This window comes from Pyxidicoccus fallax (genome assembly GCF_012933655.1).
Lineage (GTDB): Bacteria > Myxococcota > Myxococcia > Myxococcales > Myxococcaceae > Myxococcus > Myxococcus fallax.
The window spans coordinates 1-13,831 of the sequence record NZ_JABBJJ010000330.1; the positions used below are offsets into that span (position 1 = coordinate 1).

A 13,831-nucleotide genomic window follows, 5' to 3' on the forward strand; every position below is an offset into this window, starting at 1 on the left:
GGAGGGGTTTGCTCCTCCACCAGCGAGATGAGCGCGGACACGCTGCGGTGCCGCTCCATGGGGTGGCGCAGGGGCAACTCCCTGGCAACCGTATAGCGGTTACGGCGGCCGGCGCGCTCGCGCTGGATGTAGCCCGCCTCCTCCAGGTCGCTGACGATGCGCTGGACGGCGCGCTCGGTGATGCCCACGCGCACGGCCACGTCGCGCAGGCGGACCTCGGGGTCCGTGGCGATGCACAGCAGCACGTGCGCGTGGTTGGTGAGGAACGTCCAGGAGGGTGCGTCCGTCCGCTCACGCGCCGAGGGTGCCATACGGGCGCGCACGGTAGCTCAAGCCCGTGGAGCGGTCAGCTCCAGCTCTGGCCGTCCAGCTCAGGGAAGGAGACCTGGCACTGGCCGGGATTCACGCCGTCCACGCGCGCGTAGCCGTTCTTGTTGAGGGTGCCCTCGCGCGTGCTGCCATCCGGCAGCGTCACCAGGTACTTCGCGAAGGGGACGGGCTTGCCCTCCTCGTCCTTGAGCTCGATGGCCAGCCACGTCTGCTCCTGGACCTCGGCCTCCTCGCCCTTCTGCTGGGGCGGCTCGGGCCAGGGCCTCGGGACGAGCACGGGGCGCTCCACCTCCAGCGCCACCAGCTCTCCGTGCGTGAAGGCGTCGGACAGGCGCTGCTTCAGGCGCTGCTCGTACCGGCCGCGCTCCAGGCCGGACAGGCCCAGGGGCCGGCTGCCGCCGAGCGCCTCGTACATGGAGTACAGCGTGCGCGCGGCGGGCGTGACGAGCCAGCGGTCCAGCGCGGAGGTGACGAAGACGTCGGGGACGCGGTTGCTTCCGGCCTTCACGGCCTCCGCCTCGACAGAGGGAACGATGAGCCACGACGCGCCCTGGGCGGGCAGCATCCACCGGCGCTCATTGCTGGAAAGCGACATGACGGCGACCTCCTGAGCGCGCAGTGTACCCGGTGGGGCTGTCGGATGCTCGCGCCCATGAATGCCCCCAGGCCAGGGGAGCATCCGGGCTCGGGACGAGACGCGACGGCCGACGCCTCCCGGAAGGTGACAGGGTGCGACTCGTGGGCCGGGCAGGGTGCATCAGGCAACGTCTCCCGGGGCCGGGAGGGGTGCGGCGGGGCCTGGCGCTCCAGGCGCGAGCGGGTGTGTGAGGCATGGCGCTCTAGAGCCGGAGGCGTGGGCCTCGGGAGTGGCCTGTCGGACCGGACCTGCCGGGCTCAGGGGGCCGCGGGCCCGGGCGGGGTGCCCTCCGTGGCCTCGGGCGCGGCCGGGAGGCTGTGCGCCAGGACCATCCACCACTTCCCATCGCGCCACTGACACACGTCGGTGAAGGTCTGCCGGTCCGTTACCTCGGTGCCGTCGGGCAGGCGCACCCGGGCGAGCTGGAGTCCCGTGAGCACACCGGTGTCTCCGAAGACGTGGGCGCGCGTGATGGGCATCTCGAGGCTCAGGATGTCACCGGGAATGGCGGCGACGCTGGCGATGAAGGCCTCGCGGTCCGTCTCCACATCGCCCGGCCCCCGGAAGACGAAGTCCCCGGGGAGCAGCTCGCGCAGCCGGGCGCCGTCCCGCTGACGGATGGCCTGGGTGACGGACTGCTCCAGCTCCAGCAGGGCGCGGTGACGGGCCTGCGCGGTTTCAGGGCTCATGGGCGAGGGGCTCCGGGCCGGAGGGTGGGCGCACGCGCTGACCGTCAGCACGGCGGTGAACAGGAGCAGGCGGGACATGCGGGCCGTTTCAGCACGTTTGCCGTGGGCCACGCCAGCGAGCGTCACCGCGGAGTCAATCGCGCCGTCACACGGTGGCGGAGGACCTGGCGTCGCGTTAGTGCACCGGCCTCTTCACCGGACCCTCCGGGTCGCCCGTGTGCCGCTTCCCGCTTGGAGGGCCGGTGTCACTTCGCGGTCTCGATGGGAGCTCTCATGCCGTTGAACCACTACGTCACCCTGGGCCGCTCCGGCCTTCGCGTCAGCCCCTTGTGCCTCGGCGCCATGACCTTTGGCGAGGAGCTGGGCTGGGGGAGCAGCGTCGAGGCGTCCAACGCCATCATGGACCGCTTCCTGGAGCGGGGCGGGAACTTCATCGACACGGCGAACGCATACACGCGGGGGCACTCGGAGAAGATCATCGGCGACCACCTGGGCCGGCACTCCAGCCGGCGCGAGCGCGTGGTCATCGCCACGAAGTTCTTCGGCAACCTGTTCCCGAGTGACCCGAACGGCGGCGGCGCGAGCCGCAAGGCAATGGTGTCCCAGTGCGAGGAGTCGCTGCGCCGGCTGCAGACGGACTACATCGACCTGTACTGGATGCACTGCTGGGACATGCACACGCCCATCGAGGAGACGCTGCGGGCGATGGACGACCTGGTGCGCTCCGGGAAGGTCCGCTACGTGGGCGTGTCCGACACGCCGGCGTGGAAGGTGGCGCAGGCGCAGGTGACGGCGCACTTCCGGAGCTGGACGCCGCTGGTGGCGATGCAGATTGAGTACTCGCTGCTGGAGCGCACGGTGGAGGGCGAGCTGATGCCCATGGCGCTGGAGCTGGGGCTCGGCGTGACGCCGTGGTCTCCGCTGAAGAGCGGGGTGCTCAGCGGGAAGTACACGCGGGAGAACGCGGGCAAGCAGAAGGCGGACCGCGGCGCGTGGGCGGAGAGCGCGCTGAACGAGAAGACGTACGGCATCATCGACGTGCTCCAGCGCGTGGCGAAGGAGCAGGACACCACGGTGGCGCGCGTGGCGCTGGCGTGGGTGCAGGGCCGGCCGGGCGTGACGTCCACCATCATCGGGGCGCGCACGCTGGAGCAGCTCGACAACAACCTGGGCGCGCTGGACGTGCGGCTCACGCCGGAGCAGGTGAAGGCCCTGGATGAGGTCTCCACGCCGACGCTGGACTTCCCGGCGGCGTTCCTCCAGGGGGCACCCACGTTCATGCACGGCGGCCTCACGGTGAACGGCGTCTCCGCCCCCGCGTGGCCCATGGCGCCGAAGTCCGACAAGGAGCGCTGGTAGCCCGGCGGCGTAGGCGTGGGCGGAATGGATGTTCCCTTTCGCCTCGGCGGGGCATGGCTCGCGAGTCCGGGTGAGGCCCGCGAGTCCCGGCACGGTCGGCGGAATGGAGATTCCGTTCCGCTTCGCTGGGCGGCCCATGGCTCGCGAGTCCGGTGAGGCCCGCGAGTCCCGGCGCGGCGGGCGGAATGGACGTTCCGCTCCGCCCTCGCCGACCCGGGAGGGGGCTCGCGTGCGCCTCGGGCGTGAAAAACCGCTGAGGCGCGAAGCGTGATGTCCGCGTACGTGCGAGGCGTGGTCCTTGCGTGCGCGTGTCGGGTGGAGGACTGGACACGCGGGGGCCATCTTCGGGGCAGAGCGTTGGTGACGTGACAGTCGCGGGTGGCGCGCTGTCGACCCATCCCTAGCTTGCAGGCCCTGGCGCGGTCAGGCCGGTGGTGCGGTGCGGGCGAGGGAGGGCGTGTGAGCGAGCTTCTGTCGGGAGCCGAGGGGCAGTTCCGGGCGCAGGGGATGGGGACTCCGGGCACGGCGGCGGGCGGCCCGTTGCAGGGCGCTGCGCTGAGCGTGAGCGAGGTGCTCGACACGGACCTCGACGCGTACCTGGATCGCGAGCTCTTCGTTGGCCCGAAGGCGCGGCCGGAGCCGGGCGATTCCGAGCCGGTCTCCACGGCCTCGGACAACATGCGCGAGCTGCTCGACCTGGCCGAGCAGGAATCCGAGTGGCTCGAGACGCTGCCGGCTTCCGCGTCCACCGAGGTGGCGCCCGAGCCCGAAGCGCCCGAGGTGGTGATTCCCGAGTGGATGCGCGTGGCCCCGGGCGCGAAGGAGACGGTGCCCTTCGCCGCAATGCTGGCGCCGGTGGTCCACGACGCGGTGGACATGAACCCCGAGGCTCCACGTCAGGATGCCGCGAGCCCGCCGACCACGCCGTGGAGCGTGCCGGTGAGCCATGGTGGCCTCCTGCCGGGGATTCCTCTTCCGCCGCCGCCGAGCATGGCCGTGCAGGGCGCGATGCTTCCTCCGTGGGCGCCGCAGCACGCGGTTCCGCCGCAGCCCTGGGGCATGCCGATGGCCGTGGCCCCCGAGCCGACGCGCATCGCCGGCATGAAGCCCGGCGCCTTCGTGGGCGCGGCGGCGGTGGGCGCGCTCGCGGCGGGGCTGCTGGTGGTCGCCGGCCTGCACCTGCATGAGCGCATGACGGGAGCGCAGGGCACCGCCATGGTCGCGAGCCACGCGTCCGGTACGCTCGCCCTGCGGGGGCAGGGCCCGGACTCGCGGATGCAGGCAGGCACCTCCGGTGCGTCGAACTCGGGGCTGGCCAGTACGGAGGGTCAGCCGGGCGCGCAGGGTGGCGCTCCGTGGTTCCAGAGGTGGACCGGCACGTCGCAGACCGGCGGTATGTCCGGTGCACGGAGCGCGCAGAGCACGAACTCCACCGTGCCTCCGTGGGGTACGCAGGCCTCCGCTCCGTCTGGAGTGCAGCAGGCCGCGGCCTCCATCGCGGGCACGGTGATGGCGACGGCGCAGGGGGATGTGCAGGGCGCCGCGAACAGCCTGACTGCACCTCGGTCCGCGCAGGAGCCGGCGAGCGCCCCCGCCATCGAGAGCACGACGCCCGCCAGCGGAACTCCCGGCGTGGTGGCGATGCGTGAGACCTCCACGCGCAAGTCCCTGGCGAAGACGCCCCGCGCCGTGCCGGCGAACACCGCCGACGACACGAGCGAGGAGGCGAACACCGCCGCCAGCGAGGTCTCCTTCGACGAAGCCTCGGCCGACGAGGAGTCCACCTCCACCGCCTCCGCGGAGGACGGCGACACGCAGGTGGCGGCCTCCGAGACGGAGGCCCAGCCGCGGAACGAGTACTCGGAGCTGGACGAGGACTTCGCGCGGGAGCTCGGCTTCACGGAGGACGCGGAGAAGAAGCAGGCCGTGGACGCGAATGCCTCGCGCACCGTCTACGTCCCGCCCGCGCCGGACGTGAAGCAGCACCTCACGCCGGACGACGTGAAGGCGGTGGTGGTGTCGAACCAGCCGGCCATCACCGCGTGCATCCGGCAGCACGCCAAGGGCACGCCAGTGGAGGGCGGTGGCCGCTTCATGGTGCGCTGGTCGGTGCTCCCGAGCGGTGACACGTCCGGCGTGGCCATGGACACGGACTCGCTGCGCACCACGCCGCTCGCGCTGTGCATCGAGGACGTGGTGCGCCGCTGGAAGTTCCCGGTCCACCAGGTCCGCCTGGAGGAGCCCATCCGCTTCCCGTTCGTCTTCTGACCCGAGCGGCGCGGGGGCGCTACTTCGCTTCCTTCCGCACGGGCGCGGCCCGCACTCCGGAGAAGTCCACCTCGGAGACGCACGCGTCCGCGAAACGCTTGCCCGGGTAGACGGAGAGAATCTCGAGCTTCACCCCCTTGAAGGGGCTCTTCCTGGCGATGCGGATGTGCTGCGGGGCCGGGCTGTCCTCCAGGGTGACGTCCTGGTGGGGGCCCTCTTCGAAGTGCAGGCGCACCTGCTTGAGGCGTGCATTGTTGCGCCAGACCTCGGGGCTCTTGTTGTAGCCGGGGATGAGCGTGAGCTGCTGGACCGTGACCGGCATGTCGAAGCTGAACGCCAGCCACTCCCCGCTGCCAGTTCCCTTCGCGCCCTCGCACCAGGCGGTGGCCTTGTCCTCGTCGCGCACGTTGCCTGCGTCATAGGTGGGGCCCCGACGCGAGGTGCTGTGACTCAGGCTCGAGGAGGCGCTCACCCTGATGCGGCGGTCCTCCTGCTGCTCGTAGTGGGTGCCCGTCCAGCGGATGCGCGTCACCCGCTCCGTCTCCCTGCAGTCCTCATCGGTTTCGCAGTATTTGCCATGGAGCGTGATGAAGAGGTCCGAGTAGCCCTCATGGAGAGGACTCGGCTTCGCTTCGGACCGGAGGGACTCCTTCTCATGCGGGTAGCCGGAACCCGAGCTGGGCGTGTACTGGAGCCGCAGAATCTCGCTGAGCTGTCCGCCTTCTTCGTCCTCGCCGGGGCTGACCTGGAAGAAGGTGACCTCTTCCACCTTGCCCTCGCCATCGCTGTGCCGGCCGAGCATGACCTCGATGACCTTCTCTCCCTTCTTGCCGGTGAGGGACGTGTCAATCGAGGCCTCGTGGCTGCCCGAGCCGCCCGGGAATCTCAAGAACTGACGCGAGAGCACCGTGCGCGATGGCCCCTCGCCGTTCAACACGACGAGCCTGGCGTCGAGCTGCCTCGTCACGTAGACCCCCTCGTCCGACAGGACTTCCGGGCTGGTGAGCAGCACGGCCTCGCGCCGCGCGCCGAGCGTCTCGGTCGCCAGCGTCGCCTCGGAGTCCCCGGAGTCCTCCGGTATGGCCTCCTCCTCATCGTCGGGCTGCTGCTCCGAGGGGAGGGCGTGTTTCGGAGGGTCAGCCTCCATCGCCCGAGCCGGGAGCGCGGTGAGGAAGGCGAGAAGCGGAATCAGGGCAGGCAGGCGCATGGGGAGGCCAGGTCGAGGGTACTCGTTCGCGTGGCGACAGAGCGAATCGTACGATGGGGAGGGATGGGCGCCGCTGAATGCAGGGCGGTGTCCCACGTCCAGAATCCCAGGTGGCTCCCATGTTCGACGATGGCCAGAGGGCCAGCATGAGGAAGCGGGTTCTTCCCCGGGTCATCCTGAGCTGCGTCCTGCTGAGCACGGGGGCGTGGGGCCAGTCCATCGACGCGAGGCCGATGGACGCGGGCAGTTCAGACCCGGCGAGCGTCCTGGATGCCGGACGAGCAGCTCCCGGAGGCCTGCCTTCAGCCGGGACTGCCGACGCGGGGACTCTGGCGGCGGGGCAGGTCCAGGTGACGCTGCACGGAGTACCCGTCACGGTGACGGCCTCCTCGGTGCTGGCGGATGCGAAGGACCCGGGCCGTTACGGCCCCGCCAACCTGCTGGACGAGGAGCCCGGCACCGTCTGGGCGGAAGGGAAGAAGGGCACCGGAGCCGGTGAGTGGGTGGAGCTGAGCTTTCCGCCGGAGACGCCGGTGCATGCCTTTCTGGTGATGCCCGGCAACCCCAAGTCCGCGAAGCTCTACAAGGCCAACGCGCGGCCGAGGAAGGCGCGGCTGGAGCTGAAGCTCGCCGAGGGACGCAAGCTGGACTACACGCTCGACTTCCCTCGGGACTTCCCGGCGGGCGGGGCCCTCTACGTCAGCTACGAGCGTCAATGGGCTGTGCGCTCCGCTCGGCTGACGGTGCTGTCGGTGTGGCCCGGAACCCGGTACCAGGACCTGTGCCTGGGCGGCTTCGTCCCCGTGCTCCGAGGACCCCAGGAGCGCCACCAGAAGACCTTCCTGGGAGCGGGCAGCGCGCTGGCGCCCACGCTGGCGAAGTTCATGGCGAGCCCCGGCTACATCATCGACCTGCTGCCACCGAGGGAGAGCGGAGTGGCCGCCTGGATGCATTCCTACCCGGAGGTTCCTCACAACGGACCCCTGCCTTCTCCCCAGGAGGAGTTCGACCTGGTCAACGGCCCGAGAGAGTGGAACCACTACCGCATCAAGCTCGACAGCGCCGCCGCCGCTGCTTCGATGCGAAGCGAGGTGTTCCGGCTCCTCCCCGCGCCAGGCGGAAGGGGTTACGTGTTCGGCCCCTCCGTTCCACCCAAGGCGGGGGATGACTCATCGAACTTCCGGGTCCACTGGGCCCTGGTTGCTGGGAGCTGGCGCCTCGTAGGGTTGGACGTGATGTATCGCGAGCAGACGGCCGACGATTGAGGCGACCGTGGCACCCCGGACCCATGGCTCCCTGCCAGACGAACACGCGAGCACAGCCACCCCGCGGGTCCTATTCTTCCCAAGTCATGTCCGACCCCGAGCAGGAGCCCACGGAGCTGCACGTCTGCCACCGCTGCCTCGTGCGCCTGGACGCGAGCGCCGGGGGCGTGGACCTGCCACGCCGGCTCAAGGCGGCGCTCGCCGCGCGCGGGCTCGCCGGCAGCACGCAAGTCATTCCCTCCGGCTGCCTGGGCCACTGCCCTCACGGGCGGGTGACGGTGCTGGTGTCACCCGAGAGCGGCCGGGGCGCGCACGTGCGGCTCATCGACCCCGAGAAGGACGGCGAGGACCTGGCCGAGCACGTCGCGGCGACGTACCCGCCCCCGTGAGCTGCACGGCCTTGAGCAGCGCCTCCACCATGGGCACGCAGCTCGCCTCGCCCTTGCCTGCAATCGAATAGGCCGTGCCGTGGTCCGGCGACGTGCGCGGCACCGGCAGCCCCAGCGTGACATTCACCGTGCGCTCGAAGTCCAGCGCCTTGGCGGGGATGAGCCCCTGGTCGTGATACATGGCCAGCACCGCGTCGTACCGCTCGCGGATGCGGTCCGGCCTCGCGAAGAGGCCGTCCGAGGGAATGGGCCCGTCCGCGTCCACCTTCGCCGCGCGCGCCCGGCGGATGGCGGGGCCAATCACCTCCACCTCCTCGCGGCCCAACAGGCCGCCCTCGCCCGCGTGCGGGTTGAGTCCCAGCACGGCGATGCGCGGGCGCCGGCCCACCACCGGCTCCAGGCTCCGCGACAGCAGCTTGAGCTGCGCCGTCAGCCGCTCCACCGTGAGCAGCTTCGGCAGCTCGGAGAGGGCCACGTGGTTGGTGGCCAGCGCCACGCGCACCCGGGGCCCGTCCATCATCATCAACACCTCCACCCCGAAGGCGTCGGCGAGCACCTCCGTGTGGCCCATGAAGGGAATGCCCGCGCGCGAAATCTGCTCCTTCGACACCGGCGCCGTGCACAGCGCGTCCACGTGTCCCGCGCGCATGGCCTCGATCGCCGCCGTCACGTACGCGTACTGCGCCCGGCCGCCCGCGCGCGAGGGCTTGCCCGGCACGCGGTCCTTCTCCGGAAGCCGCGTCACCTCCACCACGGTGGGCCCGTCCACGCGGCCCAGGGCCGAGGGCTCCACGCGGGCATAGCGGCGGAAGACGGGGAAGCGCTCCAGGGTGGGCCCGTCCCCGAAGACGACGGGGACGAGCGCCTTGCGCAGCGTGGGGAGCGCCAGGGCCGCGGCCGTCACCTCCGGCCCGATGCCCGACACGTCACCCAATGAGATGCCGACGAGAGGGGGACTCACGGCGGCGCAGCATCTCCCCAACCCCCGCGCGGGGGAAGGGGGCGCTGACGACTACATCTTCACTTCGACGTTGGCCTTCTGCCGCAGCTCGGCCACGTACTGCTCCAGGAGCTTCTCCGACTTCTCCTGGCCCAGCTTCTGCTCCAGCTTCGGGCGCATCTCCTCGTACGAGGCGGCGGCCACCGAGCGCTTCTCCTCCACCTTCAGCACGTGCCAGCCGAAGTTGGTGCGCACCGGCTCGCTGACCTCGCCCTCGTTGAGGGTGAAGGCCACCTTCTCGAAGGCGGGTACCATGACGCCGCGCTTGAACCAGCCCAAATCACCCCCGTCAGAGGCGCTGGGGCCCTCGCTGCGCGCGCGGGCCAGGGCGGAGAAGTCCATGCCCGGCCGGCGGGCCTCGGCGGCGATGGCCTCGGCCTTCTTGCGCGCGGCCTCCACCTGCTCCGGCGTGGCCTTGGGGTCCACCTGCACGAGGATGTGGCGCGCATGCACCTCGGAGTCCTGGCTCTCGCCGCGCGCGTACTGCGCGTAGGCGGCCTTGAGGTCCTCCTCGGTAATCTTCACCTTGGCGCCCACCTTCATGCGCAGCAGGCGGTCCCGGAGGATCTGCTTGCGCAGCATGTCCCGGTACGTGGCCATGGTGTAGCCCTCGCTCGTCAGGAGCTGCTCGAACTGGGCGTTGTCGGTGATGTTGTTGCGCTCGCGCACGTCGCGCACCAGCTCGTCCACCTCGGCCTCGGTGGCGGTGATGCCCAGGTCGGAGATTTCGGACTCGAGCAACTTCTCGCCGATGAGGACGTCCAGCGCGGACTTCATGAGCTGCGCCCGCTGCTCGGCGCGCTTGCGCGGGTCCGGGTTGTTGGCGCGCGCCGCCATCTCCGGCGCGGCCCGCTGCTGCACCTCGGAGAGGGTGATGATGTCGCGGTTGACGACCGCGGCCACCCGGTCCACCAGCTCCGCGCGCGCGGCCGTGCCGCTTCCCAGCAGCGCCGCCGCGATGACTGCCACATGCTTCTTCATACCGAGCATCCTTCCGTACACCCCCGGGCCCGTCCAACCCCTGGCCCGGCTTTCGATTCCTCTACTTCGCGGCCTGCGGCGGCGCCGCCGGCCTGCCGCGGATGGCCTGCACGGTGGCTTCGTTCACCTGGACCTGGGCCTTCTGCCGCAGCTCCTTCTCGAACGCCTCCTGGGCCTCCGCGCGCTTCTTCTCCAAAAGCTTCGCCTCCACCACCTGCCGGACCTCGGCGAACTCCCGCTTGCGCGCCGGCTTGCGCTCCAGCACGCGGAACAGGTGGTAGCCGTACTCCGTGGACACCACGTCCGAAACCTGCCCCACCCCGAGCTTGAATACCACCTCGTCGAAGGCCGGCGGCATCTGCCCGCGCGGGAAGAAGCCCAAATCCCCGCCCACCTTGCCGTCCGCGCTGAGGGAGTAGCGGCGCGCCAGGTCCGAGAACTGCTTGCCCGCCTTGAGCTGCGCCTGGAGCCGCCGCGCCTCGTCCAGGCCCTTCACCACAATCTGCGCCGCGTGGACCTGCTCGGCCTCGTGGAAGTCCGCCTCGTTGGCGGTGTACCAGGCGCGCAGCTCCTCCTCCGTCACCGCCACGCGCGAGTAGACGTGGCTGGCGAAGAGCTTTTCAATCGTCAGCCGGCTGGTCTCCCGCATGCGCAGCTCCGCCATGGAGAGCTGCCCCTGGGCCAGCACCTCGTTGAAGTTGCCCGCCGGGTAGTCGCCGGACAGTCGCAGCACGCCGCGGTCCACCTCCTCCGGAGTCACGGTGATGTTGTGCTGCCGTGCCGCCTGGAGCAGCAGCATCCGGTGGATGTACGTGTCGAGGAGCGCCCGCTTGAAGGGCTCCACCTCTTCCGGGGTGCGCTGCGGCGACTCGGTGGTGGCCAGCTCACGCCACAGCTCGCGCTCGAACTCCTCGCGGCCGAGCACCTCGCCGTTGACGGTGGCGACCACCGACGCGTCGGGGTCTTCCTTCACCGGCTTGTTGCAGGCGGCGCCAGCGCCCAGGCAGAGCGCCAGGGTGAGTGGGAACAGGAGCGCACGGGTAGGAGGGAAGCGCATGCTCGGGTGCCTCAGGAAGGGAAAGGGGAGGGGCGACTCCCAAGGGGGTGGATGGCCCGGCGGGCCGGCAAGCGGGCGCTCATGGCGCGGGCACCGTGCCCGGCAGGGGGCCCGAGGGCTTCCGCATGGGAGCCCCCACGTCCAGCGGCACCCGCGCGAGCGCGTCCGGGTCCACCGCCAGTGACAACTGCTTCTCCAGGCGGGCCAGGTACCCCGCCCAGGCACGGGAGCGCTTCTCGCCCTCCAGTCGCACGCGCAGCTCCTCGCGCACGTCGTCCAGGGAGAGGTTCAGCGCGGCCCGCCGCGTCCGCAGCTTCAGCACGTGGAAGCCGGCGTCCGTCCGCACCACGCCGCTGAGCGCGCCGTCGGTGGTGAGTTCGCGCACCGCCGCCGCCACTTCCGGGCCGTACGTCTTCGCCAGGGCCTCGTCGGTGAGGAAGCGCAAATCTCCGTCCAGCGGCGCCGTGCGGGGCTCCTCGCTGTGCTCGCGCGCGAGCTGGCCGAAGCCGGCGAAGTCCCCGGGCGGTAGCGCCCGCGCGCGGACGAGCAGGTCTTCCGCGCGCTGGCGGGCGGAGGCCGCCTTCACGGCGTCGGAGCGCGGGGCGGCGAGGAAGACGTGGGAGACGCGCGCGGCCTCGGGCCGGACGAAGTCGTCGCGGCGCGCGGCGTAGGCCTCGGCCACCTCCGCGTCGGTGACGGTGGCGGGCGCCTCCTCGAGCTGCGCGCGCATCAGCCGGTTCACCAGCGCGCGCCGGGTGGCCTCCACCACCTCCGGGTCCTCGTGCAGCCCGCGGGCGACGGCGTCGCGTACCAGCAGGTCGAAGCGGGCCATGGACTCCACGTACTCGCGCCGGGCCTGGGGGGCGACGTAGCGCTCGCGCAGCGCGGGGCTCATCTCCTCGAAGCGCCGGGCGAGCTCCTCGGCCGTCACCGCGTCGCCGCTCCAGCGGGCCACCGCCTGCCCGCCCGCCTGCTTCGTGTGCCGCAGGTCGAACTCCACGCGGCCCTCCGCGGGCGCCGGGGCGCGGCCGCAGGCGGCGGGGGCCAGCAGGGCGAGGGCGAGAAGACGGGTGGAGCGGGACATGCGCAAGGGGCTTCCCCGGTAGCACGCCGGTGGGGGCCGGACAACCCGGGAGCCCCCGGGCCTGTACGCCGGCTCACGCCCGGGTCGCGTGCGCGGAGAGGAACGTCTCCACCAGGGGGAAGATTTCGTCCGGAGCCCTCCGGCCGAGCACGAGGTCCGCGTGGCCGTAGTCCGCCCCGAAGCCGTGGGCCCGCCCGGCCACGAGGAACTTCACCGGTCCCCCCAGGGCCTCCTTCGCGCGCGCCACCGACATGGGCGGGGCCAGCAGGTCCTTGCTCCCCGCCAGCAGCAGGAAGGGAATCTTCACCCCGGACAGGGCCTCGCGGTAGTCGAAGCCGCCGTCATAGGTGGTGAAGCGGTTGGTGGAAATCCAACGGGCGAACTGGCGCCCCACGCCGCCGGCGACGTTGGCGGGCACGTTGGCCAGCGCCTTGCGCACCACGTCCGGCTCCATGTTCTCCGCCAGCATCATGTACCGGCTGAGCGGGCCGGGCGGCGCGCCGAACAGGGCGATGCTCGTCACCCGCCCGGTCGGAATCGACTTCAGCCGCAAGAGCGGCTCCACCCGCTGGATGAAGGTGCGCAGGCCCGGCTGCACCGCGAAGGTGAAGGGGCTGCCCAGAATCGCCGCCGCGCGTACAGGTGCAACAGGATTTCGCGCCAGGTGTGCGTAGAGGGTGAGACCTCCCTTGGAGTGCCCAACCCAGAGCACTTCCTTCGCCCCTGTGGACAAGACGGTACGCACCGCGGTGCGGACGTCGTGTTCCGCCTGGTCGTCGAACGTGAAGTCGCCGCAGTCGCCCGCCAGCCCCCGCCCGCGTAACTCCAGTACCCAGGTTTCAAAACCCGCGCGGGCCAGGTAGCGCGCCAGGCTGTACTGCTCGTCGAAGTCCAGGTGGAAGCGGTTGGCGCCCAGGCCGTGGCAGAGGATGACCGGCTCGGCATACCGGCGCTCTCCTCTGGGGTGATAGCGGCCGAGGGCGATGGAGGCCCCATCGTCCGTGGGCACCCGGTACAGCTCGTCCGGCCGGAAGGTCAGCGTCAGCAGGCCCTCCTTCCCGCGGGCCACCGTCCGCGAAAAAAGGTCCGCCATCCGCCCCAGCCGAGCCACCTGTCTACGGGTCACCCAGGCAGTCTAAGCCCGTCCGCGAGGCCGTGCCGTGTTCAATGCCAGAACCCACCTACTCCCGGCAGGGCTGTTGCAGGGAGATGTGCGCATGAAGGCGGGAGGACGTTGGATGCGGCAAAACAGGGCTTTCAAGGAAGCGTTGTCATCCTTCATCGCCACCGTTTTTCCCACAGACACCCTCCTGCGTGCCCTTCGGGAAATGGAGCGGCACCAGGTGAGGATGTTGGGAGTGGTGGGCGAGGGAGGCGGGCTGTTGGGGCTGGTGAGCGAGTCCCACATTCTGGCGGCATGGGGGGCGGACCCCCTGGCACCCGTGTCGGAGGTGATGGCGCGGGTGAAACCGCCACCGCGCGAGCGGCCCCGCTTGCGCAACCTGCTGCCGAGGTTGCGGCGCAAGGGGCGGAGCGTGCCGCCGGGCAGGGGGTGAGGCACGGGG

Annotated in this window: 14 protein-coding genes; 5 read left to right on the forward strand and 9 right to left on the reverse strand. The window is 71.1% G+C overall.

From position 1 onward, the window contains the following. The 3 genes from HG543_RS42755 to HG543_RS42765 form a co-directional block, all read right to left on the reverse strand. Positions 1 to 323 (reverse strand): helix-turn-helix transcriptional regulator (locus HG543_RS42755; protein ID WP_343073582.1); only part of this gene is annotated, 323 nt, incomplete at its 3' end. 23 nt (positions 324 to 346) lie between these two features. Further along, complete coding sequence (locus HG543_RS42760; protein ID WP_246357706.1) at positions 347 to 925, reverse strand: carboxypeptidase-like regulatory domain-containing protein; 579 nt, start codon at positions 923 to 925, stop codon at positions 347 to 349. Positions 926 to 1,224: 299 nt separating this feature from the next. After that, entirely contained in the window at positions 1,225 to 1,734 is a 510-nt protein-coding gene (locus tag HG543_RS42765) for a nuclear transport factor 2 family protein (RefSeq protein WP_246357707.1), read from the reverse strand. Positions 1,735 to 1,929: 195 nt separating this feature from the next. On the opposite strand from HG543_RS42765, the gene HG543_RS42770 reads away from it, so the two are divergent. Then, complete coding sequence (locus HG543_RS42770; protein ID WP_169350705.1) at positions 1,930 to 3,015, forward strand: aldo/keto reductase; 1,086 nt, start codon at positions 1,930 to 1,932, stop codon at positions 3,013 to 3,015. Positions 3,016 to 3,474: 459 nt separating this feature from the next. Next, positions 3,475 to 5,283 carry an AgmX/PglI C-terminal domain-containing protein gene (locus HG543_RS42775; RefSeq protein WP_343073583.1) on the forward strand — a complete coding sequence of 603 codons (1,809 nt, stop codon included), beginning with the start codon at positions 3,475 to 3,477 and terminating at the stop codon, positions 5,281 to 5,283. 19 nt (positions 5,284 to 5,302) lie between these two features. On the opposite strand, the gene HG543_RS42780 is transcribed toward HG543_RS42775, so the two are convergent. Further along, positions 5,303 to 6,490, reverse strand: coding sequence for an NADase-type glycan-binding domain-containing protein (locus tag HG543_RS42780; protein ID WP_169350706.1), 1,188 nt, complete (start codon positions 6,488 to 6,490; stop codon positions 5,303 to 5,305). Between the two features lie 146 nt (positions 6,491 to 6,636). Between HG543_RS42780 and HG543_RS42785 the strand changes: the two genes are divergently transcribed. Together HG543_RS42785 and HG543_RS42790 are read left to right on the forward strand one after the other, a co-directional pair. Then, complete coding sequence (locus tag HG543_RS42785; RefSeq protein ID WP_169350707.1) at positions 6,637 to 7,755, forward strand: NADase-type glycan-binding domain-containing protein; 1,119 nt, start codon at positions 6,637 to 6,639, stop codon at positions 7,753 to 7,755. An 86-nt stretch (positions 7,756 to 7,841) separates the two neighbouring features. Continuing rightward, positions 7,842 to 8,144, forward strand: coding sequence for a hypothetical protein (locus tag HG543_RS42790; RefSeq protein ID WP_169350708.1), 303 nt, complete (start codon positions 7,842 to 7,844; stop codon positions 8,142 to 8,144). On the opposite strand, the gene pdxA is transcribed toward HG543_RS42790, so the two are convergent. The 5 genes from pdxA to HG543_RS42815 form a co-directional block, all read right to left on the reverse strand. Further along, a complete protein-coding gene (gene pdxA / locus HG543_RS42795) occupies positions 8,077 to 9,105 on the reverse strand; it encodes a 4-hydroxythreonine-4-phosphate dehydrogenase PdxA (protein WP_169350709.1) in 1,029 nt (342 codons plus the stop codon). The genes HG543_RS42790 and pdxA overlap by 68 nt on opposite strands. Positions 9,106 to 9,156: 51 nt before the next feature. Then, a complete protein-coding gene (locus HG543_RS42800; RefSeq protein ID WP_169350710.1) occupies positions 9,157 to 10,125 on the reverse strand; it encodes a peptidylprolyl isomerase in 969 nt (322 codons plus the stop codon). A gap of 61 nt (positions 10,126 to 10,186) precedes the next feature. After that, a complete protein-coding gene (locus HG543_RS42805; protein WP_169350711.1) occupies positions 10,187 to 11,182 on the reverse strand; it encodes a peptidylprolyl isomerase in 996 nt (331 codons plus the stop codon). 79 nt (positions 11,183 to 11,261) lie between these two features. Further along, on the reverse strand, positions 11,262 to 12,266 hold the full coding sequence (locus tag HG543_RS42810; protein WP_169350712.1) for a peptidylprolyl isomerase: 1,005 nt from the start codon (positions 12,264 to 12,266) through the stop codon (positions 11,262 to 11,264). Between the two features lie 73 nt (positions 12,267 to 12,339). Beyond that, positions 12,340 to 13,359: an alpha/beta hydrolase gene (locus HG543_RS42815; protein WP_169350713.1), complete on the reverse strand. Its 1,020-nt coding sequence runs from the start codon at positions 13,357 to 13,359 to the stop codon at positions 12,340 to 12,342. A gap of 145 nt (positions 13,360 to 13,504) precedes the next feature. Here HG543_RS42815 and HG543_RS42820 point away from each other — a divergent pair, with 145 nt between their 5' ends. After that, on the forward strand, positions 13,505 to 13,822 hold the full coding sequence (locus tag HG543_RS42820) for a CBS domain-containing protein (RefSeq protein WP_211194541.1): 318 nt from the start codon (positions 13,505 to 13,507) through the stop codon (positions 13,820 to 13,822). The last annotated feature ends 9 nt before the right edge of the window (positions 13,823 to 13,831 follow it).

Coding starts and splice junctions, on each gene's coding strand:
- HG543_RS42785 (WP_169350707.1), top strand. CDS start 6,637: ATGAGGAAGCGGGTTCTTCCCCGGGTCATCCTGAGCTGCGTCCTGCTG.
- HG543_RS42765 (WP_246357707.1), bottom strand. CDS start 1,734: ATGTCCCGCCTGCTCCTGTTCACCGCCGTGCTGACGGTCAGCGCGTGC.
- HG543_RS42790 (WP_169350708.1), top strand. CDS start 7,842: ATGTCCGACCCCGAGCAGGAGCCCACGGAGCTGCACGTCTGCCACCGC.
- HG543_RS42760 (WP_246357706.1), bottom strand. CDS start 925: ATGTCGCTTTCCAGCAATGAGCGCCGGTGGATGCTGCCCGCCCAGGGC.
- HG543_RS42815 (WP_169350713.1), bottom strand. CDS start 13,359: ATGGCGGACCTTTTTTCGCGGACGGTGGCCCGCGGGAAGGAGGGCCTG.
- HG543_RS42805 (WP_169350711.1), bottom strand. CDS start 11,182: ATGCGCTTCCCTCCTACCCGTGCGCTCCTGTTCCCACTCACCCTGGCG.
- HG543_RS42820 (WP_211194541.1), top strand. CDS start 13,505: ATGCGGCAAAACAGGGCTTTCAAGGAAGCGTTGTCATCCTTCATCGCC.
- HG543_RS42770 (WP_169350705.1), top strand. CDS start 1,930: ATGCCGTTGAACCACTACGTCACCCTGGGCCGCTCCGGCCTTCGCGTC.
- HG543_RS42780 (WP_169350706.1), bottom strand. CDS start 6,490: ATGCGCCTGCCTGCCCTGATTCCGCTTCTCGCCTTCCTCACCGCGCTC.
- HG543_RS42800 (WP_169350710.1), bottom strand. CDS start 10,125: ATGAAGAAGCATGTGGCAGTCATCGCGGCGGCGCTGCTGGGAAGCGGC.
- HG543_RS42810 (WP_169350712.1), bottom strand. CDS start 12,266: ATGTCCCGCTCCACCCGTCTTCTCGCCCTCGCCCTGCTGGCCCCCGCC.